The organism is Streptomyces sp. NPDC001100, assembly GCF_053598575.1.
Genome location: NZ_JBSFKO010000012.1, coordinates 196,414 through 219,969, shown reverse-complemented (window position 1 = coordinate 219,969; position 23,556 = coordinate 196,414). Strand labels below are relative to the sequence as shown.

The window sequence follows — 23,556 nt, the reverse complement described above, 5'->3', positions numbered from 1 at the left end:
GGGCAGTTGGCCGTCACCGATAGGTGGCCGTCACGAGCGCACGTCGAGCTCGGCGAGAGCGGCACCCGTGCCGCCCCGCACGGTGACACGGACGTACCGGGCGGGCGTCCCGTTCGGGGCGTGCCACGCGCGGCCGTCCGCCGAGGCCTCGACCGTGTACGACCCCGGGCGCTTCGTCCACGTGGGCCGGACCGTCCCGACGCGCACCGGGCGGCCCAGGTCGACGGTGAGCGATGCGCGGTCGGTGCCCGGGGACCAGGCGGTCGCGGGGCTGCCGTCCACGGCGGCCTCCGGATAGCGGCCGGACTCCGAGGAGGTCGCCGTCGCGGGGCGGCAGCGGGCCAGGTCGGTGGTGGGGGTGAGGTCCGGGCGCCGGGTCTTCAGGGTGACCGTGCCGGACAGGGTGCGGCGGCCCTCGGGGGTGTCCAGCACGAAGGGCGCCCCGGAGCGCAGCCGTACGGTCGTCGTCTGCGCGCCGATGGCGATGTCGTACGTACGACCGCGCCAGCGCAGGCCCGACAGGCGTACGCCGTCGGAGAGTTGGGGCGGCAGGCTCGGGTCGAGGTGGAGGGCGTCGGGGCGCAGCCGCAGACCCGTCAGGCCGTGGGTGAAGACCTGGAGGAAGCCGCCCTTGCCGGTGAGGAAGTCCTGCGCGGGGGAGCCGGCGAGGGGGTCGGACGCGCCCGCCTTGTCGCCCCGCGACTCCGAGAAGAGGGCGAACGGGCCGCGTGCGAAGGGCTGGTAGGCCCGCCGCAGGTAGGTGTACGCGGCGCAGCCGGGCTCGCCGACGGCCGCCGCGTCGATCGCGTGGACGGCGTCGGTCATGGCGGGGCCGTCCGGGTCGGTGCGCTGGGCGTAGTAGTCGAGGGTGGCGGCTCCGGCGCCGGCGGGCATCGGCCACTCCAGTGGGTAGATCAGCAGCACGGTGTCGGCCTGCTTGATCTGCGAGCCGTCGTAGCCGTCGTACTGGAGGAAGGTCTTGCGCTTGGGGTCGTAGGGGATGCGCAGGTGGTTCGCGATGGTGAGCCACTCGGCGGGGGCGGACGTGCCCAGCGTGCGGGCCGCTTCGGTGGCGGCGCGGAGGGCGGTGGCGGCGACGGCGTTGGTGTAGACGGCGTCGTTCACGCCGTTGCTGTACTCGTCGGGGCCCGCGACCTCCTTGATGGAGTAGGAGCCGTCGGTGTTCTTCGTGACCCGTGAAGTCCAGTACTGGGCGAGGCCGTTGAGGAGGGGCCGCCCTTCGGTCTGGAGCCAGGTGCGGTCGCCGGTGGCGAGGTAGTACTGGCGGGCGGCGAGGGCGATGTCGCCCTGGAGGTGGTTCTGGGTGAGGCAGTGCGGGGGCTGCCAGCTCTGGCACTCGTTCCACAGCAGCCCGTGACTCGCGCTGGTCCACGGGAAGAACAGGCCCTTCACCACGGTCTTCGCCGCGTTCTCGGCGGCGGCCGTGCGGGTGCGGTAGCGGTAGTCGAGGACCGGGCGGGCGAGGTCGGGGTGGGTGGTGAGCAGCGACGGGAACATCCAGGTCTCGGCGTCCCAGAAGATCATGCCCGCGTAGTTGTCGCTGGTCAGACCGGCGGGCGCGATGCTGTTCCGGGCGCCGGGACGCAGTGCGGACAGCAGCCCGTACTGGGCGGAACGGGCCCAGAGCTGCAGATCCGGATGGCCGGGCACCTCGATGTCGGACGACCACAGCGCCCGCCACGCGGCACTGTGCGAGGCGAGCAGCGCGTCCCACCCGCGCCGCGCGGCCCGCCCGGCGGCGTCCTGGGCGGCGGCCCGGGGATCGCGCGAGGTGAGGGCGGTGTCGATGCCGACGTACTTGGTCGCGGTGTAGGTACGACCGGAGCGGACGGGCAGGACGGCCGTCTGGCTGGCGCTCGACTTCCCGTCGCGGGCGGCCCGTTGGCGTCGGCCGGGTGCGTCCAGCACGGAGGCCAGCGCGCCGTCGACCCCGGTCCCGTCGGTGCGGAACGCGACGCCGATGGTGTGCGCGCCGGCCTGGCCGCCGGCCGTCTGTGTGATGCGGCGGGCGCCGCGGCCGTCGAGGCGGTCGGTGAGGGTGAGTTCGCCGTCCCAGTGCGGGGTCACCCGCAGGTGCACGGCGCCGGTGTGCTCGCTGTCGCGGGAGGTGAGGACGTCGTAGACCAGGTCGGTGCGGCGGCCGTCCTTGGTCGTCCAGGTGAGGGACGTGCGGACGTAGCCGCAGCGGAGGTCGAGGGTCTGGCGGTACCGCGTGATCCGGCTGCCGCTGCCGTAGGTTTCGGCGCCCGCCGTCACATCGAGGCCGGTCCAGGTCGGGAGGGCGGCGAGGGCCTCGCGGCCCGCGGTGTTCGCGGGGCCCCGGGCATAGAGGCCGGAGACGAACGCGCCGTCGTAGCGCGGTGTGTAGAGCGGCCAGCCGGTCTTCTCGCCGGACGCCGCGTAGCCCGCGCCGGCGGGCGGGACCCGGGTGCCGAGGTAGCCGTTGCCGACGTACGGGTGGTAGGTGTCGGCCGGGTCGATCCGGGTGGCCGAGGGGGCCCAGCCGGTCGCCCCGCAGTCGTCGCGGTGGAGGGGCGCGGCCGAGGCCGGGGGCAGGGGGAGGAGCAGGGCGGCGGCGAGGAGCGGGAGCAGCAGACGGGGTGGCTTGGTCACCGTTCGACGATGGGCTGCGGGGAGGGACGGGGGCGGGAAGCGCGCGGGGGATTACCACGTACGGAGCGCACCACCCGACCCCGAGACCTGCCCCGACAGCCCCTACTACTGGTACGGCGTCGGCTCGGTGACCCAGCCCGCCGTCAGGACGAGCCGTGACTCGCGGTGTACGGCCAGGAAGCCGAAGGGGCGGTCGAAGCGGGCCGTGACGACCGTGGTCGTGCAGCGGAGTTCGGGCCGGGCACCGCCGGGGGCGGCCGCGACCGCGGTCACCGCTCCCGCCCGGAAGCCGAGCGCGCCGAACTGTGCCACCGCCGCCTGCTCGGCCTTGCCGACGGCCAGCGGGTCGGGGCTGATACCGGGGAAGTGGCCGGCGCCGGTGTCCATGGCGGTGCTGAGCCCGAACAGGCCGTGCTGGTCGAGGAGATCGTGCCGCGCGCCCATGTCGTAGGCCACCGTCGTCACGGACAGCTCCGGCGGCTGCGGTGTGGCGCACCGCCGTTGCTCGATGCGCAGGCCCGGTCCCACGTCGCCGTACGGGAGTTGGCCGCTGGGCACCACGGTGACCTGGTGGGCCAGGGCGGCGACGCCCGTGCCCAGCACCTGGCCGGGGGTCAACCGCTGTTCGCCGAGCAGGAGATGGACGTCGATGCCGTTGTCGCCGGGGACCTTCAGCTCGGTGACGTAGCCGTGCGGGCCGTCCGTCACGCCGGCCCGGTCGAGGCGGACGCCGGTGCGGCGCAGGCCCACCAGCCGCCGCCCCTGCCAGGGGCCGGCGTCCGGACTGAGCGGCAACTCCTCGAAGGGGCGCGGCCATTCGGTGCGCAGCGCGAGCGCGCTCGCCAGCACCATCACCACATCCGCGTCCAGGGCGACCGGCATCCGCTCGACCAGCCCGTCCGTCCGCTCGGCCGCCCACGCGTCCAACGCCCGTCGCCCGGCCGGGAGATCGTCGGTGAGCACTCCGTGCGTGTCCGCCGGCAGCCCGGCCCGCCACTCCTCGCGCAGGGCCAAGTCGTGCCGGGTCCACAGGCCGAGGGCGGAGCGCAGCCCGGGCATCGGTCCCATCGAGGCGAGCAACTCCCGTGCGGCGGTGGCGGCTTGATCGGCGGGCAGGCCCACCGCGTCCGCGAGCTCCGCCCGCGCGGCGCCCCGCGCCCCGTCGGCGAGGAGTGCCAGCAGCGGCCACACCCCGGCCGCCGAGAACACCGTGCCGCCGGTCGCCGTGTCCGCCCAGCGTGCCGTCAGCCGGTTCACCGCGTCGACGGTCCCCCCGACCGCCGTGCCCTGAACCGCCGTCCCCTGGACCGCTCCCAATTCCGCCCCCGTCAGTGCCGTAGCGCAAGATCGCGCACGGGAAGGCTATCGTCGGCGCCCGGACTCCGGATGATCAGCCCCGCTCGTCGGGGAACGGCCGCGGTTCGGTCACCCAGCCCGCCGCCAGCACCAGCCGCGAGTGGCGGTGCAGGGCGAGGAAGGCGAAGGGGCGGTCGAAGCGGGCGGTGACGGTGGTGGTCACATGGCGGAGGTCGGGCAGGCCGCCGGCGATGGGGCCGACCGCGGTCACCGCCGCCGCGCGGAAGCCGAGCGCGCCGAACCTCGCCGTCGTGGCCTGCTCGGCCGAGTCGATGGCCAGCGGGGCGGGGCTGATGCCGGAGAAGTGGCCGCGCGTGGCGTCCCGTGCCGTCGTGAGCCCGAAGAGGCGGTGCAGCCGCAGCAGATCGTGCCGCGCGGTCAGGTCGTACGCCGCCGTCGTCACATCGAGGGTGGGTGGCCGGGGGCTCATGGAGCGGGTCCGCTCCACCCGCAGGCCGGGTCCCGGGTCGCCGTAGGGGAGGTGGTCCCCGGGTACTACGGGATGACGGCTGTCCAGGATTCCCAGGCCCGCGCCCAGCACCTGCGCGGGTGTCATCCGCTCCTCCCCAAGGAGCAGGTGGACGTCGATCGCCGTGTCGCCCAGCACCTTCAGCTCGGTGACATGGCCGTCCGGTGTGTCCGCCACGCCGATCCGGTCCAGGAGGGAGGTCTCGCGCCGCAGGCCGAGCGGGACCCGGTCGCGCCAGTACGTGCTCTCCATCGGCACCTCGGTGAACGGCCGCAGCCACTCGGTGCGCAGGGCCAGCGCGCTCGCCAGCACCAGTTCGGTGGCGTCCGTCAGCGCGAGCGGCATGCGCTCGATCAGCCCGCCGGTCCGCTTCGCCGCCCACGCGTCCAGGGCCGCGCCGTCGACCGCGAGGTCCCCGGTGAGCACTCCGTGCGCCTCGGCGGGCAGCCCCGCCGCCCACGCCTCGCGCAGCTCCAGGGTCCGCTTCGTCCACAGCCCGAGCGCCGCGTCGACACCCCGCATCGCCGCCAGCCCGGTCAGCAACTCCCGTGCGGCGGCGGCCGATTGGCCCGCGGGCAGCCCCACCGCGTCCGCCAGCTCCGCCCGTGCCGCGCCCTCGGCGCCGTCCGCGAGGAGGGCCAGCAGCGGCCACACCCCGGCCGCCGAGAACACCGTGCCCCCGCAGGCGGCCCCGGCCCAGCGCGCGGTGAGCGCGTTCACCGCCCGGACCGTAGTCTTCGCAACCCGCATTCCGCCCCCGCTCACCTCGTGCTTAACATGCGCGAGTCGTACGTCAGTTCCGCACCTGAAGATCTCCGGTTCCTCGGCTCAAGCCCTCCCGCCGGAGATCCCCGCCTGAACCAGGAGCACGGTACCCGTGTCCATACCCCCGCCGCCGGAACCCCATGGGCCGCCCACCCAGGGCCCCGAAGGCCCCCAGGACCAGCCTCCGGGCCCGGCTCCTCTCCCCCAGGCGCCCGCCACCCCGTACAACCCGTACGCCCCGCCGCCGGAGGACACCCACGGGACGGCGCGGCCCCAACCCCCTTACGGGGCACAGCCGCAGCCCCCGTACAACCCGTACACCCCCTACCCCCAAGGTCCCCCGTCCCCGTACGCCCCCTACGGGCCCCAGCCCTACCAGACCTGGTCCCAGGGCTACAGCCCGTACAACCACCCCGCGCCCCTCAACGGCGTGTCCGTCGCCGCCCTGGTACTCGGCATCCTGTGCTGCATCCCGGGTGTCGGTCTGGTCCTCGGGCTGATCGGGCTGAACCAGACGAAGAAGCGGGGCGAGCGCGGCCGGGGCATGGCGGTGGCCGGCATCGTGCTCTCGTCGCTCGGGCTGGTGCTGTGGGCGCTCGGGGTGGCCGGCGGCGCGACCGGCTTCTTCGACGACGTCGAGGTCAGCGGGGGGAACAGCGCGAGCGCCTCCCCGGGCAAGGGCCAGTGCTTCGACGCGCCCAGCGGTTCGCTGGAGGGCATGGCGTACGACTTCGACGTGGTGTCCTGCGCCGGCGAGCACGACGGCGAGGTGTTCGCCGTGGTGCGGCTGAGCGGCGACTCGTACCCGGGGGACAAGAAGGTCACGGCCACCGCGGACGACCGGTGCTACGCGCTCCAGGACTCCTACGCGATGGACGGCTGGGCCGTGCCCGACGACGTGGACATCTACTACGTCACCCCGACCGAGCAGAGCTGGAGCCTGGGCGACCGCGAGATCACCTGCGCGTTCGGCAACAAGGACGAGGAGGCGAGCCTGCCCGGCGGTTCGCTGCGCAACGACGCCACGACCCTCGACGCGGACCAGGTCGCGTACCTGAAGGCGGCCCACGTCCTCAACGCGGCGCTGGACTCGGCGCCCGACGCGCAGTACGTCGAGGACGACCTGCCGGGTCACAGGGCCTGGGCGGGCCGGGTCTCGACCGCGCTGACCCGGCAGGCCGACCTGCTGGAAGGCCATCAGTGGCCGAGTGCCTCCGCGAAGCCGGTCGCCGACCTGGTCAAGGACCTGCGGGCGGCGCAGAAGCAGTGGGCGAAGGCGGCCGGGGCCTCCGACGCCGACGAGTTCTACGGGTACTACGACAAGGGCGCCGAACTCATCGACCCCCATCTGTCGGTCACCGCCCGCAAGGCTCTGGGGCTCGCCACGACCCCACCGCCGTACGACGAGAGCGACAGCGGCGGGGACAGCGGGGGAGGCGATACCGGTCTGGAGGTGTGACGGCCTCTATAGCGGGGAGAAACTGCCTGGGTAAAGCCCACACCGGGCACAAGTCATCACATCGAGTGATTCTCTGGCCTTTGCTTGCATGGCACAACCCACGGTTGCCAGGCTGTTGCTGTCTGTACAACCCGATGGGAGCGGCCAGTGACATTCGGTGAGCAGCCGGCATATCTGCGCGTCGCGGGTGATCTCCGCAAGAAGATCGTCGACGGCCAGCTGCCTCCGCACACCCGGCTGCCCTCCCAGGCCAGGATCCGCGAGGAGTACGGCGTCTCGGACACGGTCGCCCTGGAGGCGCGCAAGGTGCTGATGGCCGAGGGGCTGGTCGAGGGCCGCTCCGGCTCCGGGACGTATGTGCGCGAGCGTCCGGTGCCGCGCCGTATCGCCCGCTCCGGGTTCCGGCCGCCCGCCGGCGCGACACCGTTCCGGCAGGAGCAGGCCGACGGCGAGGCGCGCGGCACCTGGGAGTCCAGCAGCGAGCAGACCGAGGCCGGCGGCGCGATCGCCGCGCGGCTCGGCCTCCAGGTCGGCGAGCGCGTGATGCGCACGAAGTACGTCTTCCGGGACGCAGGCGAGACGATGATGCTCTCCACGTCCTGGGAACCCCTCGCGGTGACCGGCCGTACGCCGGTGATGCTGCCCGAGGAGGGCCCCCTGGGTGGCATGGGGGTCGTCGAGCGGATGCGGGCCATCGACGTCGTGGTGGACAACGTCACGGAGGAGGTCGGCGCCCGGCCGGGCCTCTCCGAGGAACTGCTCGCGCTGGGCGGCGTCCCCGGCCATGTGGTCCTGGTCATCCAGCGCACGTACTACGCCTCGGGGCGGGCGGTGGAGACGGCCGACGTGGTGGTCCCGGCCGACCGCTACCGGATCGCCTATCACCTGCCCGTGAAGTGATCGCCCACCACCCGCCCGTGAAGTAATACGCCGACTTCCCGTGAAGTAGCGCGCCGAGTAGCGCGTTGGGTGCATTCCAGGTGAAGTAGCGCAACTTTCCCGGCACTTGTCGCCGGAACCGGTCAATCCGCCCTGTCTGGACGGCCGTTGGATTCCGGTCTTTCTCGCAGGTCGCTCGCGGGACCTGTAGCGTGCCTCCGACCGGATGCATCGAGGTGTGCCAACGGCGCGTTCGTAGTCGTGCGCCCCCTCCGCCATGGCTGGTTGCGTACCTCTTTGTGAAAAGCCGTATTCGCTGCGTGAAGGTTAGGCGTAGGCTCCGGCATATGCGGATTGCGGTTTCCTTATGGGGTGGGGCACGGCACGAACCGCGAGCGGGAAGCGGAGGGGCGCGATGAACGACGGCACGATCACTCTTCCCTGGCTCGTGATACGGCAGGACGACAACGGCAATCGCTACCGCGTGGGCAGGTACGCGACCCGCGCCGAGGCCCAGAAGATCGCGGACAGCCTCGACGACCGCAAGCACAAGCAGCTCTACTGGGTCGAGCGGATCGGGCAGAACGGGGACGCCACCCGCAACTGACCCACCCCGTAGGCTCCGGCGCATGACGACACGGATCGTGGTGGTCGGAGCCGCCCTGTTCGACGGCGGCCCCGACGACGGCGGTGACGGCCGCGGCGCCCGGCTGCTCGCCGCGCGCCGCAGCGCACCCCCGGAGCTGGCCGCCCGCTGGGAACTCCCCGGCGGCAAGGTGGAGCCCGGTGAGGGCCCCGAGGCCGCGCTGGTGCGCGAACTCCGCGAGGAACTCGGCGTCGACGCCGAGGCCGTCGCCCGCGTCCCGGGGGAGTGGCCGCTGAAGCCTCCTTACGTCCTCCAGGTCTGGACGGCCCGTCTGCTTCCCGGTTCGCCCCGCCCGCGCCCCCTCCAGGACCACGACGAGCTGCGCTGGCTCGCCCCCGCGGACATCTGGACCGTCGACTGGCTCGACCAGGACGTGCCCGCCGTACGGGAGACGCTGGCGCTGCTCGACGCCGGGGCGCGCTGAACCCGTCGTAGGCCGCGACGAGCCGGGTGTGCGGAACCCGCCGTAGTTCGTGGCGGAGGGGCGCGGCGGATTCGTAAGGGGAGTGGGACGGCGGAGTGTGCCGGGGGCGGTGTACGCCGTTCGTGCCACAGTGCGCCCTCCGGGGCGGTACCGGGCCTTTGATATCGGGTATGTGCCCATTAACCCCATGAAATCGGACATGGGTGTGTTGGGCTGGCCCGGGATGTGATCGGCTTGATCGACACCGAAGGCGACTGCGCCGAGTGGACCTTTCCCGCCGACCCCGGAGCCGTCCGCACCGCGCGCTCGGCCGTCCGCGGTCAGCTGCGCGACTGGGACCTCGCCGCCCTCGCCGACCTCACCGCGCTGCTGGTCAGCGAGCTGGTGACCAACGCGCTGCGGCACGCCACCGGCCCCATCGGCCTCCGCCTGGTCCGCCCCGCCGGCCCGGACGGCGTCCTGCGGGTCGAGGTCTCCGACCCGCTCCCCGACCCGCCCCGCGAGCGCGTCGCCCGGCCCGAGGACGAGAGCGGACGCGGCCTCCAGCTGGTCGCCGGCGCCTGTGTCCGCTGGGGCACCCGGCCCGGCCTGACGGGCAAGACGGTGTGGTTCGAACTCGCGGTGCCGTGATGAACCCGGGCCGGTGCGCGGGCGCACGCTCCTGTACGAACCGGACAGTGGTGTCCATCGATTGGTCAAGGCCTGTGACGGTTGTCGATCGGCGTGGTTCGACTGCGTGTCCGCTGGTTAGAAGACTGGGAGTGTTGTCGCGGGCAGGTCCGAAATGCATCGGGATTGTCCTGTGATCGTGAACACCGTGTTGTGGGGCGCCGTAGTGCTGGATACTGCGGGCAGCCGCCCCCGGTGACCGGTGCCGGACGCGGTGAGCTGGAGGGGACGGTTCGCGTGAGCGAGATACCAGCGAAGGCCACGGAGTCCGAGGACCCGTCGGGCGGCGCGAGGGCTGAGGCCGTGGGCTTCGCCGACGTGCCCTCCGCCGACGCCATGACCGTCGGCGACGCCATGTGGCAGAGCAGCCCGCCCGGCTCGATCTACGACTACATCAAGGTCGCCTCCTTCTCCATCGGCCCCGACGGTCTCGTCGACCAGTGGAGCCTGCGGGCCGAGCAGCTCTTCGGCATCCCCACGGACCGCGCCGTCGGCATGGACCCCATCGAGGCGTTCGTCGACCCCGAGCTGCGCGAGCACGGCCAGCGGAAGATGGCCGAGATCCTGGACGGCCGGGAGTGGACCGGAGTGGTCCCCTTCCGGGTGCCGGAGAGCGAGCAGGGAGACCCGGGCAAGGAGGGTCTCGCCGAGGTCTATGTGATGCCGACCCGGACCGAGGAGGGCGAGCGGGCCGCCGTCTGCATCGTCGTCGACGTCCGGATCCTGCGTCGTATCGAGACCGATCTCGCCGCCTCGCAGTCGATATTCGGTCAATCTCCGTTCGGGTTCCTGCTGATCGACCCCGACCTGCGGGTCCGGCGCGCCAACCAGCAGATCGCCAACACCTTCGGCGGCACCCCCGACGACCACCGGGGCAGGGGCGTCCAGGACTATCTGCAGAGCCCCGAGGCCGAGCGGGTCACCGCGACCCTGCGCCGGGTCCTGGAGACCGGCAACTCGATAACCGACATGCATGTCACCGGATTCGTGCCCGGCTCCGAGGAGCGCCGGCACTGGTCCATCAACCTCTACCGCGTGCACAGTGGCAGCGGGCGCCCCATTGGCATCGCCTGGCTCGGCACCGATGTCACCGCCCGCCGCGCCGCCGCCCGCGAGGCCGCCTCCGCGCGGCGCAATCTCGCCCTTCTGAACGAGGCCGGCGCCCGCATCGGGAACTCCCTCGACCTGGAGACCACGGCCCGCGAACTCCTCGACGTGGTCGTCCCCGGCTTCTGCGACCTCGCCACCGTCGACCTCTACCAGGGCCTCCTGGCCGGCGACGAGACCCCGCCCGGGCGGGCCGACGGCAGTGCGGAACTCCGCCGGGTGGCCTTCGCGAGCGCGGTCTCCGACGCCCCCTTCGTGGGCGGCGGCGCACCGGTCTCGGTCGGCGCGGTCCACCACTACCCCTTCAACTCGCCCTGCGCGGACGCCCTGCGCACCGCTCGCCCGCAGTACGTCCCCGCCGAGGAGGGCGGCCCCGTCCAGTCCACGCTGGCCGTGCCGATGGTCGCCCACGACACCGTCGTAGGACTCGTGCAGTTCGCCCGTACGAAGGGCAGCGAGCCGTTCGGCGACCGGGACCGGGACCTCGCGGTGGAGCTGGCGGCACGGGCCGCGGTCTGTATCGACAACGCCCGCCTGTACCGCCGTGAGCACGAGCGGGCGTTGATACTGCAACGGTCGCTCCTGCCGCCCGGCGACCCGGAGGCCTCCGGCCTGGACATCGCCTGCCGCTATCTGCCCGGGAACGCGGCGACGGAGGTCGGCGGCGACTGGTTCGACGTCATCGAACTCCCCGGTCACCGCACGGCGTTGGTGGTGGGAGACGTGATGGGCCGCGGACTGCGCGCGGCGGTCGCGATGGGTGAACTGCGCACGGCGGTACGGACGTTGGCCCTCCTGGACCTGGAACCGGCGGAGGTGTTGTCCGCCCTGGACGAGATCGCGCGCGGGCTCGGCACCCCCGGCGGCGTCCAGCAGGCCACCCGGGCCGCGCGACGCCCCCGCGAGGCCGACCTCTCCGAGGTGTACCTCGCGACCTGCATCTACGCGGTCTACGACTCGGTGACCAGGCGGTGCACCTTCGCCAACGCGGGCCATCTCCCGCCGGTCCTGGTGGAACCCGGCGAGGCGGCGCTGATGCTCGACGTGCCGCCCGGCATGCCGCTCGGCGTCGGCGGCGAGCCCTTCGAGGAGGTGGAGGTCGAACTGCCCGAAGGGGCACTGTTGGCGCTCTACACGGATGGACTGGTCGAATCCCGCGACCACCCCCTCGACGAGGGCCTCCAGGCCTTCGTGGGCGCCCTGACCGACCCCAACCGCCCGGTGGACGACGGCCGTCCGGTCACGGCGGCGGCACTGAACGCCGAGACCCACCGCGACCTGGAGGACGTCTGCGACCACGTCCTCAGCACCCTCGACACCCACCACGGCGAGGACGACATCGCGCTGCTGATGGCACGTGTCCAGGGCCTGCCCGAGGACTCGGTCGGCGACTGGACGCTGCCGCGCGAGCCGCGCAGCGTGGGCCGCGCCCGCGAGTACGCGCGCGCCCGCCTCCAGTCCTGGGACCTCGAACCCCTCATCGACACCACGGAGTTGCTGGTCAGCGAACTCGTCACGAACGCGCTGCGCTACGGCGAGGGCGAGATCCGACTCCGCCTGCTGCTGGACCGCACGCTGGTGTGCGAGGTCTGGGACGCGGGCCTGGTCCAGCCGCGCCGCCGCCGCGCCCGCGACACGGACGAGGGCGGCCGGGGCCTCCAGCTGGTCGGCCTCCTGTCGGCGGCCTGGGGCTCACGCCGGACACCGCGCGGCAAGACGGTCTGGTTCGAACTCCCGCTCCCGGACGGCGAAACCGGCATGGTGGACCCGGCGGAGGCCCTGCTCAGCCTGTTCTGACGGACTCCGGTCAGCGGACTCCGGTCAGTCTGTTCCGACGGGCTCCGGGTCGGGTCCTCCGCGCCTCCGGGTGTCGGGTCCGCCGAAGGCGGGTGGCGGTCCGCCGTCCGGGGCCTCGCCGAGCAGCACGCCGCCGAGGACGGCTCCGCTCGTGTGTCCGGTGGTGCCGGAGTACGGGTTGCCGTGCACGCGGACGTCCTGTTCGGCCGACTCCCGGGCGGCCAGGGCGGGTTCGCCGGACGCGGCGGGGTCGGTGTCGAACAGCCGTGCCGCCTCCGCCAGGAGGGTCCGCGCACCGGCGCCCACCGCACCCCGGTGCGTCGCCACGAAGCCGTCCGCCGCCCGGACGTCAGTCCCGGCGACGAGCCACGCGGCGGCACCGAGCACCCCGTCCCGCCCGGCGCCCAGCGGCGACACGGCCCGCACGATGCTCCGCAGGGCGGCGAGGGGGTCGTACGGACGGCCGCCGGTCAATTCCTCCCGTACGGCGGAGAGGGCGGCGTCGGTGTCGCCCAGGAGGGAGCGGGCCGCGCCGTCGATCGTCCCGGTGGCTGCCCGCGCTCTCACGGTCTCCGCTCCGGTGAGCGCGGCCGGGACCAGGCCGGCGGCTGCGGCAAGGGAGTCGGCGAGCTGGTCGACGCCGGTCAGGAGGGTGTCGGCCTGACCGACGGCACCCTCGGCGGCGCGCAGATCACGCACCGCCTGCTCGGTCCGGCCCAAGTCGGCGGCCTGGCGGGCCTGGTTGAGATGGGTCGTGGCGAACACCAGGCGGTCCTTGGCCTGTTCGACGTATCCGGTGACTGTGGCGCAGGCCGAGGCCGGGTAGCGGGTGCGCAGGCCGGCGAGGGTGGCTTCTACGGCCCCCGTACGGCCGGTCAGTTCACGGAACCGGCCCTCCGCGACCTCCAGCGCCCCGCTCATCTCCCGCTCCAGCGACCGGAGTTGATCGAACTCCGGGGCTGCGGCGTCCAGTCGCCGCCCGGCTTCGGCACACCGTCCGACGATGCCGGCGAGGGCGTGCCGCCGGGCGGCCTCCTCCACGGGGACCCCTTCGTCGTAGCGCAGCCGTATCGCGAACGCGGCGGACAACTCGCGCTCGGCCTCGTGCAGGGCCAGGACGAACGGTTCGACAGCCCGCGCCCCGAACCGGGCCTCCGCGAAGGCGAGTTCGTTGCGGCTGGTGCGGACGCAGTCGTCGGCCTGGACGAGTGCGGCACCGGCCTGGCGTTCCAGTACGGGGAGCGGGGTCACCGGGGGTTGGGGTGAGACCACACCGGGAGTCGTACGGGTACGGGCTCTACGGGTCCGGCGTACATACCCGTACCCCGCGAGTACCCCCGCGCCGCCGACGGCGACGAGCGGCAGAACGAGGTCGGCGGCGGACGTTCCATCGGCAGCCTGCCCCGCGTCGGCCCGCTGACCGCCCCGGGCGGCGGCGGCTCCGGCCCGGGTGGCCGCAACCGGAACCTCCGCATTGATCGTCATCACCGGCAGCACCAGCCACACGACCCCGGCCGCCCCACCCAGCACGGCATGCGCCACCCGCACGGATATCTGAGAGGCCGCGCATCGCGGCCGGCCGCGTATCAGGGATGACGTCACATTTCGGAGCGTATGAGCAGGATTGCGGACGCGCGACCGGGGGTGGGACGTGCGGGTGTGCCGGTGACGGGTGGGGCGCGGGGTACGGCTACAGGAGGGGAGACACGGTGATCGCGCACGCAGGGGGCACGGGCACGGGGAGGGACGAGGGTCCCGAGGCAGCCGACGGTGACGTACCTCCGCAGGGGCCACCCGCACCCGACGACGAAAGCGGTACGGGAGGCACGGGTAGTACGGGTGGGAGAAGGAAGTGGGTCCGCTGGACCCGCCGTACCGCCCTCGCGCTCGTGCTCCTCCTGGTCCTCCCCACCCTCGCCGCCGAGATCGCCCTGCGCGTGAACTACAGCGGCGACCCCGCCGACGGCACCCACACCAGGAACCAGGACGCGATCTGGCTGGGCCACGCCTGGGTGGACGGGCGGAAGACCGACGCGGACGTCACCGCCCTGGCCCGGCGTCTGAAGGGCACCGGCATCCGCGATCTGTACGTCCATTCGGGGCCCCTGGAGCACGACGGCACCCTCCCCGAGGCGGACTACCCCAGAGCCACCTGGCTGATCGACTCGGTCCACCGCGCCCTGCCCGGCGTACGCGTCCAGGCCTGGCTGGGGGACAAGCTCGCCACCGAGAGCCCGGACGGACTGCGGCTGCAGCGCGCGGCGACCCGTACCGCGATCGTCGCCTCCACCCGCCAGATCCTCGACGCCGGCTTCGAGGGCGCCCACTTCGACCTGGAACCGCTGCACTCCGGCGACCGCGACTACCTCGACCTGCTCGACCGGCTGCACGACGTCACCGAGTCCCGGAACGCCCAACTCTCCGTCGCCGCCCACCAGATCGACCCGCTGCCCGCCTTCCACTCCTTCTGGGGCACCGTCACCAACCACCCCAAGTGGTGGTCGCAGGCGTACTTCGGCCAGGTCGCCCGCCGCGTCGACCAGATCGCCGTCATGTCGTACGACACGATGCAGCCCCTGCAGAGCCTCTACGGCGGCTACGTCGCCCAGCAGACCTCGCTCGCCCTGGAGGTCACCCCCGACTCCACCGACCTCCTCATGGGCCTGCCCTTCTACCACGAGAACCGCTTCGGCCACCGAGGCGCCGCCGAGACCGTCCCCGCCGCCGTCCGGGGCGTGCGCCTCGGCCTGTCCCGCACGGACGCGGACCGCGCGAACTTCGGTGTCGCCCTGTACGTGGACTTCGCGGCGACGGAGGCGGACTGGACGGCGTACCGGGAGGGCTGGGTGCATTGAGCGCGTGCCCGAGTCCGGTCAAAATACGGTGCCGTTCACAGCTGCGGATGCGATGATCCGTCACGTCCGATGGGGGTGGGCGATGGTGTTGACATGGCTGGCCGCGGTGGCCTTGCTGCTGCTGGCGGCTCTCGGAGTCCTCACGGCGACGACCGGCTGGATGCCGCCGATGGCGCGAGACAGGGTCGTGCGGCCCGCGTTGTGGGGACTCGGCGCGCTGGCCGGGGCCCTGGGCATGGGGACGGCGATGTCCCTGCGGTGGTGGGCGGACTCCCCGGTGACGGGCGACGTGGGCGGCGCGACGGCGTTCGCCCTGATCATCCTCGGCGGAGTACTGCAGTGGCGCGCGCAGCGCCCCGGCACCCTGTGACCGCCACCCGCAGGGAACTCACCCGCGACGACCTGGCACCGCTGACCCGCGCCGCTCTCGGCCGCACTCCGACGACCGTCACCCGTATCCGGGGCGGTTCGAAGAAGGGCGTCTACCGCCTCGCCTTCGAGGACCGTTCCACCGCCGTGGCCTACGTCTGGTCCCCGGACGAGGACCTCTGGGACGCCGGCCCCGGCGATCCCCGCGACCCCTTCTCCCACGCCTCCGGCCTGACCCTCTTCACGGCGGCGGCCGACCGTCTCGCCGCGGCCGGTGTCCGCACGCCCCGGCTCCTGCACGCCGACCCCACCCACACCCACCTCCCCGCGGACGCGGCGCTCGTCGAGGACCTTCCGGGCGGCACCCTGGAGGACCTGCTGGAGGGCGACCCGGCCGCCGCACCGGAGGCGCTGGAGCGGATGGCGGCCCTCCTCACCACCCTGCACAGCTGCACGGGCCCGCGTTTCGGGAAGGTCGCGGTGGTCGACAACGGCGGTTCCTCGTACGGGAGTTCATGCGAGGAGACCGTCGTGGCACGTGCCTTCGGCGACCTCGACGAACTCCCCGCCCGCGACCCGCGAGCAGCCGCGGCCCATCCTCGACTGACCGACGCCATAAGGACCCTGGCCGCCCGGGTCCGCCCGCGCGACGAGCCCCCCGCCCTCGTCCACGGCGAACTCGGCGGCGACCACGTCCGCGTGACCGCCGACGGCGACCTCGCCCTCATCGACATCGAAGGCCTGATGTACTTCGACGTCGAATGGGAGCACGTGTTCCTCCGCCTGCGCTTCGGCCGCCACTACGACGCCCTGCGCACCGAGCACTTGGACGAGGACCGCCTGCGTCTCTACCGCGTGGCCATGCACCTGTCCCTGGTGGCCGGCCCCCTGCGCCTCCTGGACGTCGGGGACTTCCACGACCCGGAGTTCATGCGGGGCATCGCGGAACACAACCTCAGCCAGGTCCTCACCCTTCTGGAGAACGCCTCCTGATCTTCGACCCCAGCCACACCAGCGGGTCGTACTTGCGGTCGACCGCCCGTTCCTTCAAGGGAATCAGCGCGTTGTCCGTGATGTGGATGCCCTCGGGGCAGACCTCGGTGCAGCACTTGGTGATGTTGCAGTAGCCGAGGCCGTGTTCGTCCTGGGCGGTCTTCTTGCGGTCCAGGCCGCTCTCGGCGGCCGCGTCCAGCGGGTGCATGTCCAACTCCGCGACCCGCATGAGGAATCGGGGACCGGCGAACGCCGTCTTGTTCTCCTCGTGGTCGCGGACGACATGGCAGGTGTCCTGGCACAGGAAGCACTCGATGCACTTGCGGAACTCCTGCGAGCGGTCGACGTCCTCCTGCATCATCCGATACTCGCCGGGCGCGACCCCCTGCGGCGGTACGAACGCCGGAACCTCCCTGGCCTTCTGGTAGTTGAAGCCCACGTCCGTGACGAGGTCGCGGACCACCGGGAAGGCGCGCAGCGGGGTGACGGTGATCGTCTCCTCGCGGGTGAACACCGACATGCGGGTCATGCACATCAGCCGGGGCCGCCCGTTGATCTCCGCCGAGCACGAACCGCACTTGCCCGCCTTGCAGTTCCAGCGCACGGCGAGGTCGGAGGCCTGGGTGGCCTGGATGCGGTGGATGATGTCGAGGATCACCTCGCCGTCGTTCACCTCGACCTTGAAATCCTCCAGGCCGCCGCCCTTGACGTCCCCCCGCCACACCTTGAAGCGGGCCTCGTAGCTGCTCACTCGTACAGCTCCTCTTCGGCGAGGTACTTGACCAGCTCTTCCTTCTCGAAGAGGGCGAGCAGGTCGGCGCGGATGGGGTCGGTGGTCTCACGGGTCAGGCCGATCTGCGCGGACACCGGGTCCGTCGCCCCCGACCCGCCTGTGGGATCGGTGAGTCGGCAGATGAGGTTGATGCGGCGCCAGTCGCGGTTCATACCGGGGTGGTCCTCGCGGGTGTGTCCGCCGCGTGACTCGGTGCGCTCCAGCGCGGCCCGCGCCACGCACTCGCTGACCAGCAGCATGTTGCGGAGGTCGAGCGCGAGGTGCCAGCCGGGGTTGAACTGCCGGTGGCCCTCGACTCCGGCACGGCGGGCCCGTACCCGCAGGTCGGCCAGTTTCTCCAGCGCCTGCTCCATCTCGCCCTCGCGGCGGATGATGCCGACGAGGTCGTTCATGGTCTGCTGGAGTTCCTGGTGGAGGGTGTACGGGTTCTCCGGCGGGCGCCCGTTCTCCTTGCCCGGTTCGGGGCCCTCCGCCGAGAAGGGGCGCAGTGCCTCCGCCGCCGCGAGGTCCACCTCGGTGTCGTCCACCAGTGGGCGGCTGTCCGCCAGGTCGGCCGCGTGGTCCGCCGCGTGCCAGCCCGCCCTGCGGCCGAACACCAGGAGATCGGAGAGGGAGTTGCCGCCGAGCCGGTTGGAGCCGTGCATGCCGCCGGCCACCTCACCGGCCGCGAACAGCCCCGGTACACCGCGTGCCGCCGCGGTGTCGGAGTCGACCGCGATGCCGCCCATCACGTAGTGGCAGGTCGGGCCGACCTCCATCGGCTCCGCGGTGATGTCGACGTCGGCCAGCTCCTTGAACTGGTGGTACATGGACGGGAGCCGGCGCCGGATCACCTCCGCCGGCATACGCGTCGACACGTCCAGGAAGACCCCGCCGTGCGGTGAGCCGCGGCCCGCCTTCACCTCGGAGTTGATGGCGCGGGCGACCTCGTCGCGGGGGAGCAGCTCGGGGGGACGGCGGTTGTGGTCCGGGTCCTCGTACCAGCGGTCGCCCTCAGCCTCCGACTCGGCGTACTTCTCCTTGAAGACGTCGGGGATGTAGTCGAACATGAACCGCTTGCCCTCGGAGTTGCGCAGCACCCCGCCGTCACCGCGCACCGACTCGGTGACGAGGATGCCCTTCACGGACGGCGGCCACACCATGCCGGTCGGGTGGAACTGCACGAACTCCATGTTCAGCAGCGGCGCCCCGGCGAGCAGCGCCAGCGCGTGGCCGTCGCCCGTGTACTCCCACGAGTTGGACGTCACCTTGAAGGACTTGCCGATGCCGCCGGTCGCGATCACCACGGAGGGCGCTTCCAGGACCAGGAAACGGCCCGTCTCGCGCTCGTACGCGAAGACTCCGGAGACTCGGCTCCCGTCCTTCAACACCCTTGTGACAGTGCACTCCTGATAGACCTTCAGACGGGACTCGTACTCACCCGTCTCGCGAAAGTCCTCCTGCTGGAGCGACACGATCTTCTGCTGGAGCGTGCGGATCAGCTCAAGTCCCGTACGGTCGCCGACGTGCGCGAGGCGCGGGTACTCGTGGCCGCCGAAGTTGCGCTGCGAGATCCGGCCGTCCCGGGTGCGGTCGAAGAGGGCGCCCCAGGTCTCCAACTCCCAGACCCGGTCCGGGGCTTCCTTCGCGTGCAGCTCGGACATGCGCCACTGGTTGAGGAACTTGCCGCCGCGCAGGGTGTCACGGAAGTGGACCTGCCAGTTGTCGCCGGAGTTGACGTTGCCCATCGCCGCCGCGATGCCGCCCTCGGCCATCACCGTATGGGCCTTGCCGAACAGCGACTTGCAGATGACCGCCGTACGGGCACCGCGCTCGCGCGCCTCGATGGCGGCCCGGAGGCCCGCGCCACCGGCACCGACCACGACGACGTCCCACTCCTGTCGCTCGACCACGGACATCAGAAGGCCCCTGCCAATCTAAAAGAAGCGCGGATCATTGAAGGCTCCTGAGGCGACCAGGTACACGTAGAAGTCCGCGAGCGCGACACTGATCAACGACGCCCAGGCCAGCTGCATGTGACGGTTGTTCAGTTTCCCGACGAACTGCCAGGCCCGGTAGCGCACGGGATGCTTGGAGAAGTGCTTGAGCTTGCCGCCGACGATGTGCCGGCAGGAGTGGCAGGAGAGGGTGTACGCCCAGATCAGCACGATGTTGGCCACGAAGACGAGGGTGCCCAGGCCCATGTGGCCCCAGTGGTAGTGCTCGTCGCGGAAGGTCAGCACGGTGTCGTAGGTGAGCGTGCCCGCCACCAGGAGCGCCGCGTAGAAGAAGTACCGGTGGACGTTCTGCAGGATCAGCGGGAAGCGGGTCTCGCCGGAGTACTTCTTGTGCGGCTCGGCCACCGCGCAGGCCGGGGGAGAGGCCCAGAAGCCGCGGTAGTAGGCCTTGCGGTAGTAGTAGCAGGTGAGGCGGAAGCCGAGCGGGAAGATCAGGATGATGATGGCGGGCGAGATGCCCCACCAGCTCCCGAAGAGATCGGCGTTCGGGCCCGCGTGCATGGTTCTGCACCGCTCCGCGAGGCAGGGCGAGTAGAACGGGGAGACGTAGGGCGCCGAGTAGTAGTTCGAGTCCGCGAAGGCCCGCCAGGTCGAGTAGACGACGAAGGCGAGCAGTCCGGCGGCGGTGACGGCCGGGGCCAGCCACCAGCGGTCGGTCCGCAGATGCGGGGCGTCGATGGCGGCGCGCGTACCGGTGCGTACGCCGCCGCTGTTCGGATGGGGTTCCGTACCAGTGGCCAACTCAGGACTCCGGTCGGTTCAGGGTGCGTGGCGGTGATGGGCGCCGAGTCCTTCGTCGTCCGTATCCGTCCACAGGGTGTTGTCGTAGGGGGTGTCGGAGATGGGGACGAGATCGGGGCGCTTGGGGCGCTCGATCCCTGGTGCGGCGTCGCGCAGCAGCGCGACGCTCTCGCGCAGGCGGTCGGCGTCGGCCTTGATCCTGCGCATCTCCAGGCCGCCGCTGCCGAATTGCTGTTCCAGCCGTCCCACGGACCTGAACAGGTCTTCGAGACAGCGTTGAACTGACGTCAGTTCGTCGTGCACGGACATGACGTGACCTCACTTCCGTGGGCGTCGGCCCTGGACGGCAACGTTCATGCGCCTGCGAGTGTTGCGCGCCACACCGGCCGGTGGGAAGCGGTGTGCACGGATTGGCCGGGGTGCGTTGGTGTGTACGGGGGCAGATTCGAACATTGCGCCGCACGGGTGGGCTTCCCGGCGCCCCTCGCCGTGTCGCCCCACGGGGCCGAACCGTTTCCTCTTCAGTGGCCGCATAGATCTGATCAGCTCCATATACCACCAAAAGCGATCAGAGCCCGCGGCTTACCGGAGGTAGCAGTGATGTCCCACGACGGCGTCGGACTGCGCGCGGTCATGCGCTCGGTCGCCTTCCTCACCGCGGGCGCGCTCGCGGTGCCCACCCTCTCGGCGTGCAGCTCCGCGGACGAGTCGGGCAAGCCGCTGGCCGCACAGGACATCGCGCCCGTCGCGCGTGACCTGGTCGCCGACGGCGGCACCCTGCGCTGGGCCGTCGACGACGTACCCGAGACCCTCAACGCCTTCCAGTCGGACGCCGACGACGCCACCACCCGCGTCGCCCAGGCCGTCCTGCCCGCCATGTTCCGGCTCGACGCGCAGGGCCGCCCGCAGCGCGACGCCGACTACCTGGAGTCCGCGAAGGTCGTCGACACCTCGCCCAAGCAGGTCGTCCTCTACAAGCTCGACCAGCAGGCCGTGTGGAGCGACGGCCGCGAGATCGGCGCCGCCGACTTCGCCGCCCAGTGGCGCGCCCTGTCCGGCAAGGACTCCGCGTACTGGACCGCCCGCAACGCCGGCTACGACCGCATCGAGAAGATCGACCGCGGCGCCAACAACCTTGAGGTCAAGGTCACCTTCAGCAGGCCGTACGCCGACTGGAAGTCACTGTTCTCGCCGCTGTACCCCAAGGACGTCATGGGCACCCCGGACGCCTTCAACGACGGGGCGCGCCGCAAGCTGAAGGTCACCGCCGGCGCCTTCGGGGTGCAGAAGGTCGACCGCAAGGACAAGGAGATCGTCCTCGCCCGCAACCCGCACTGGTGGGGCCGGCCCGCGAAGCTCTCCCAGCTCGTGCTGGCCGCCGTACCGCTGGACAAGCGGGCCGCCGCGCTCGCCGACGGCACCGTCGACCTGGCCGCGGTCGACCCCGCCGACGCGAGCCGGATCGCGCTCGCGGGCCGCGCCAGGGGCACCGGCACCCCGCTCCAGGGGGCGAGCGCGAGCGCCACGGGCGACACGGAGAGCAAGGACGAGAACAAGGGCGAGAGCCCCAAGGAGACGAAGAAGCTCAGCAAGAAGGAGCGCAAGGCGCTCGCCAAGTACCTGCGCCAGCAGGACGAGTTGCGTGCCTTCACCGTCCGCCGCTCCTTCGAGCCCGCCTACACACAGCTCGCCCTCAACGGTTCCGAGGGCCCCCTCGCCGACGAACGCGTCCGGCGTGCCGTGGCCCGCGCGCTCGACCGGGAGGCGCTCGCCAAGGTCGTCCTCACCCCGCTGGGCCTGCCCGCCGTACCCGTCGGCAGCCACCTCGCGCTCTCCGGGCAGGCCGCCTACGCCGACAACAGCGGCGCGCTCGGCGACCACGACACCGCGGAGGCGCAGGCGCTGCTCACCGACGCGGGCTGGGTGGCCGGCGGACCGGTGAAGGAGAAGGGTGAGAAGGCGGCCGGCGCCGAGGGCAGGAAGGGCAAGAAGGACGACGAGTCGGAGGGCGGCTCCGACGGGCAGTACATCGTGGGCGAGGACAACAAGGACCCCCAGGACCACACCAGGAAGCACGGGCACGGCGACGAGGGCTCCAAGCACCTCGCCGACGGCAAGCAGTACGACGGCCGCAAGGTGAAGCAGGGCGGGGCGCCCGGCGCGTACGCCCCGAAGGGCACGGCCGCCCCCGCCGGCGCGAAGACCGGGACGCTCGCCAAGGACGGCAAGCCGCTCACCCTCCGCTTCGTGCTCCCCTCCGGGACCGGCTCGGAGTCGCTGAGCGCGGTCGCCGACAGCATCTCCCGGATGCTGGAGAAGGTCGGCATCCGCACCGAGATCACCAAGGTCTCCGACGACAGCTACTTCAAGGACCACATCGCGTCCGGCCAGTACGACCTGGCCCTCTACTCCTGGCCCGCGTCCGCCTACCCCGCCACCGACGCCCGGCCGATCTTCGCCAAGCCGGTCCCGGCCGCCGACGGCTCCCTGAACGTCGAGCAGAACTACACCCGCGTCGGCACCGACCAGGTCGACCAGCTCTTCGACCAGGCCGTCTCCACCCTCGACGAGGACGAGTCCGCCGCCCTGGTCCGCAAGGCCGACGCCCGCATCTGGGCCGCGGCCGGCTCCATCCCCCTCTACCAGCGCCCCCAGCTCACCGCCGTCCGAAAGACCGTCGTCAACGCGGGCTCCTTCGGCTTCCAGACCCCGGTCTACGAGGACATGGGCTTCCTGAAGAAGGGGGCCCACCCCTCGGCGAGTCCGTCCAAGGGTTAGCATCGCGCGAACATGACGAGCAGCGCCGCCGTCCCGCAGGTGATGCGGGGCGGCGGTCGTCGTACGGGGGTGGGTTGTGCGGGGTCGGGGCGCGGCGTTGACCGCGGTGGTGATGCTGGGCACGGCCGGCTGTGGAGCCGCGGCCACCGACGACGGCCGGACCGCCGCCGGGGCGGCCACGATCTGCGGGCACGGGACGTATCAGTGGTCCGGGATCCAGCGCAGGCAGAAGCTGACCGCGCTCGCGGACCCGGTCACCTTCCCGAAGGGGACCGAGCACTACGAGTCGAGCCTGAAGCCCGTCGACGACACCGTCTACCGGGTCACCGTGTCCCGCGTGCCCAGGGGCGTCGGCGCGGCCCGCGTGGTCGAGGCGCTGGGCGACCGGCTCAAGACGGACAGTCCCCTGGCCGACCCGACGGAGGTGATGCGGCCCCAGCGGTCGCAGTACTTCCTGGACACCGGGGATCTGGAGGGCCCGTACTACTCCTGGGGATCGATCAGCCTCATTGAGGCCGACTTCACTTACAGCTGTGGGTACAACGTTCCGGTGCGCGGCCATGTGCTGACCTGGGAGACGGTCGGGGTGGGGTTCCTGCCCTGCTCCCAGCCCTCCGACGACGACGCGGGACGCACCGCGGGGCTGCGGCTGTGCCCGACCGGAACCGCGGCGGGGGAGCCCGCCTGACCCCTCCCGCCCCCGCCCGTAAGGCCCTGCGGAGGCCCCTTCCCCGTACGCCACGTACGATGGGGTAAGGCCGTGGCGTGTCCAGCCCGGCAGGGTCCGCGTAACACTGACGTACGCGCAGGCCTTCCTCACTCTCC

The 23,556-nt window shown here is 72.1% G+C and carries 19 protein-coding genes; 11 read left to right on the top strand and 8 right to left on the bottom strand.

Annotation, left to right across the window (positions count from 1 at the left end; translation table 11 throughout):
- Positions 1–30: 30 nt before the first annotated feature.
- The 3 genes from ACWDEW_RS19915 to ACWDEW_RS19905 form a co-directional block, all read right to left on the bottom strand.
- Entirely contained in the window at positions 31–2,634 is a 2,604-nt protein-coding gene (locus ACWDEW_RS19915; protein WP_450514265.1) for a discoidin domain-containing protein, read from the bottom strand.
- A gap of 105 nt (positions 2,635–2,739) precedes the next feature.
- A complete protein-coding gene (locus ACWDEW_RS19910; protein WP_450514264.1) occupies positions 2,740–3,891 on the bottom strand; it encodes a serpin family protein in 1,152 nt (383 codons plus the stop codon).
- Positions 3,892–4,024: 133 nt separating this feature from the next.
- On the bottom strand, positions 4,025–5,209 hold the full coding sequence (locus ACWDEW_RS19905; protein ID WP_450514263.1) for a serpin family protein: 1,185 nt from the start codon (positions 5,207–5,209) through the stop codon (positions 4,025–4,027).
- A 127-nt stretch (positions 5,210–5,336) separates the two neighbouring features.
- Between ACWDEW_RS19905 and ACWDEW_RS19900 the strand changes: the two genes are divergently transcribed.
- The 6 genes from ACWDEW_RS19900 to ACWDEW_RS19875 all read left to right on the top strand — a co-directional run bounded on the left by ACWDEW_RS19900 (position 5,337) and on the right by ACWDEW_RS19875 (position 12,205).
- A complete protein-coding gene (locus ACWDEW_RS19900; RefSeq protein WP_450514262.1) occupies positions 5,337–6,683 on the top strand; it encodes a DUF4190 domain-containing protein in 1,347 nt (448 codons plus the stop codon).
- Positions 6,684–6,830: 147 nt separating this feature from the next.
- Positions 6,831–7,583 carry a GntR family transcriptional regulator gene (locus ACWDEW_RS19895; protein ID WP_450514261.1) on the top strand — a complete coding sequence of 251 codons (753 nt, stop codon included), beginning with the start codon at positions 6,831–6,833 and terminating at the stop codon, positions 7,581–7,583.
- Between the two features lie 394 nt (positions 7,584–7,977).
- Complete coding sequence (locus ACWDEW_RS19890; protein ID WP_019072018.1) at positions 7,978–8,169, top strand: SPOR domain-containing protein; 192 nt, start codon at positions 7,978–7,980, stop codon at positions 8,167–8,169.
- A 22-nt stretch (positions 8,170–8,191) separates the two neighbouring features.
- On the top strand, positions 8,192–8,632 hold the full coding sequence (locus tag ACWDEW_RS19885; protein WP_450514260.1) for a (deoxy)nucleoside triphosphate pyrophosphohydrolase: 441 nt from the start codon (positions 8,192–8,194) through the stop codon (positions 8,630–8,632).
- A 225-nt stretch (positions 8,633–8,857) separates the two neighbouring features.
- A complete protein-coding gene (locus tag ACWDEW_RS19880) occupies positions 8,858–9,262 on the top strand; it encodes an ATP-binding protein (protein WP_450514259.1) in 405 nt (134 codons plus the stop codon).
- 276 nt (positions 9,263–9,538) lie between these two features.
- Positions 9,539–12,205 (top strand): SpoIIE family protein phosphatase, encoded by a 2,667-nt coding sequence (locus ACWDEW_RS19875; protein ID WP_450514258.1) that lies wholly within the window; start codon positions 9,539–9,541, stop codon positions 12,203–12,205.
- Positions 12,206–12,229: 24 nt separating this feature from the next.
- Here the strand turns inward: ACWDEW_RS19875 and ACWDEW_RS19870 are convergent, their stop codons facing one another.
- On the bottom strand, positions 12,230–13,690 hold the full coding sequence (locus ACWDEW_RS19870) for a hypothetical protein (protein WP_450514301.1): 1,461 nt from the start codon (positions 13,688–13,690) through the stop codon (positions 12,230–12,232).
- 224 nt (positions 13,691–13,914) lie between these two features.
- On the opposite strand from ACWDEW_RS19870, the gene ACWDEW_RS19865 reads away from it, so the two are divergent.
- From ACWDEW_RS19865 to ACWDEW_RS19855, 3 genes are all read left to right on the top strand, one after another.
- The gene (locus ACWDEW_RS19865; RefSeq protein ID WP_450514257.1) at positions 13,915–15,060 is read left to right on the top strand and encodes a hypothetical protein; all 1,146 of its coding nucleotides are present in this window, start codon (positions 13,915–13,917) and stop codon (positions 15,058–15,060) included.
- An 82-nt stretch (positions 15,061–15,142) separates the two neighbouring features.
- Complete coding sequence (locus tag ACWDEW_RS19860; RefSeq protein ID WP_450514256.1) at positions 15,143–15,430, top strand: hypothetical protein; 288 nt, start codon at positions 15,143–15,145, stop codon at positions 15,428–15,430.
- A complete protein-coding gene (locus tag ACWDEW_RS19855; RefSeq protein ID WP_450514255.1) occupies positions 15,427–16,422 on the top strand; it encodes a phosphotransferase family protein in 996 nt (331 codons plus the stop codon). The genes ACWDEW_RS19860 and ACWDEW_RS19855 overlap by 4 nt, the downstream gene beginning before the upstream one ends.
- On the opposite strand, the gene ACWDEW_RS19850 is transcribed toward ACWDEW_RS19855, so the two are convergent.
- From ACWDEW_RS19850 to ACWDEW_RS19835, 4 genes are read right to left on the bottom strand one after another with little or no spacing between them, the layout of a single operon-like run.
- Complete coding sequence (locus ACWDEW_RS19850) at positions 16,397–17,173, bottom strand: succinate dehydrogenase/fumarate reductase iron-sulfur subunit (protein ID WP_450514254.1); 777 nt, start codon at positions 17,171–17,173, stop codon at positions 16,397–16,399. The two genes, ACWDEW_RS19855 and ACWDEW_RS19850, sit on opposite strands and share 26 nt — an antisense overlap.
- Entirely contained in the window at positions 17,170–19,113 is a 1,944-nt protein-coding gene (locus ACWDEW_RS19845; RefSeq protein WP_450514253.1) for a fumarate reductase/succinate dehydrogenase flavoprotein subunit, read from the bottom strand. The genes ACWDEW_RS19850 and ACWDEW_RS19845 overlap by 4 nt, the downstream gene beginning before the upstream one ends.
- An 18-nt stretch (positions 19,114–19,131) precedes the next feature.
- Positions 19,132–19,953 carry a hypothetical protein gene (locus ACWDEW_RS19840; RefSeq protein ID WP_450514252.1) on the bottom strand — a complete coding sequence of 274 codons (822 nt, stop codon included), beginning with the start codon at positions 19,951–19,953 and terminating at the stop codon, positions 19,132–19,134.
- Between the two features lie 18 nt (positions 19,954–19,971).
- Complete coding sequence (locus ACWDEW_RS19835; protein ID WP_450514251.1) at positions 19,972–20,262, bottom strand: hypothetical protein; 291 nt, start codon at positions 20,260–20,262, stop codon at positions 19,972–19,974.
- Positions 20,263–20,553: 291 nt separating this feature from the next.
- Here ACWDEW_RS19835 and ACWDEW_RS19830 point away from each other — a divergent pair, with 291 nt between their 5' ends.
- Together ACWDEW_RS19830 and ACWDEW_RS19825 are read left to right on the top strand one after the other, a co-directional pair.
- Positions 20,554–22,731, top strand: coding sequence for an ABC transporter family substrate-binding protein (locus ACWDEW_RS19830; RefSeq protein WP_450514250.1), 2,178 nt, complete (start codon positions 20,554–20,556; stop codon positions 22,729–22,731).
- Between the two features lie 106 nt (positions 22,732–22,837).
- Entirely contained in the window at positions 22,838–23,419 is a 582-nt protein-coding gene (locus tag ACWDEW_RS19825; RefSeq protein ID WP_450514300.1) for a hypothetical protein, read from the top strand.
- The last annotated feature ends 137 nt before the right edge of the window (positions 23,420–23,556 follow it).

Bases quoted from the DNA above. Each gene is read 5' to 3' on its own strand.
- ACWDEW_RS19905 (WP_450514263.1), bottom strand. From the start codon at position 5,209: ATGCGGGTTGCGAAGACTACGGTCCGGGCGGTGAACGCGCTCACCGCG.
- ACWDEW_RS19890 (WP_019072018.1), top strand. From the start codon at position 7,978: ATGAACGACGGCACGATCACTCTTCCCTGGCTCGTGATACGGCAGGAC.
- ACWDEW_RS19885 (WP_450514260.1), top strand. From the start codon at position 8,192: ATGACGACACGGATCGTGGTGGTCGGAGCCGCCCTGTTCGACGGCGGC.
- ACWDEW_RS19870 (WP_450514301.1), bottom strand. From the start codon at position 13,690: ATGACGATCAATGCGGAGGTTCCGGTTGCGGCCACCCGGGCCGGAGCC.
- ACWDEW_RS19860 (WP_450514256.1), top strand. From the start codon at position 15,143: ATGGTGTTGACATGGCTGGCCGCGGTGGCCTTGCTGCTGCTGGCGGCT.
- ACWDEW_RS19845 (WP_450514253.1), bottom strand. From the start codon at position 19,113: ATGTCCGTGGTCGAGCGACAGGAGTGGGACGTCGTCGTGGTCGGTGCC.
- ACWDEW_RS19835 (WP_450514251.1), bottom strand. From the start codon at position 20,262: ATGTCCGTGCACGACGAACTGACGTCAGTTCAACGCTGTCTCGAAGAC.
- ACWDEW_RS19830 (WP_450514250.1), top strand. From the start codon at position 20,554: ATGTCCCACGACGGCGTCGGACTGCGCGCGGTCATGCGCTCGGTCGCC.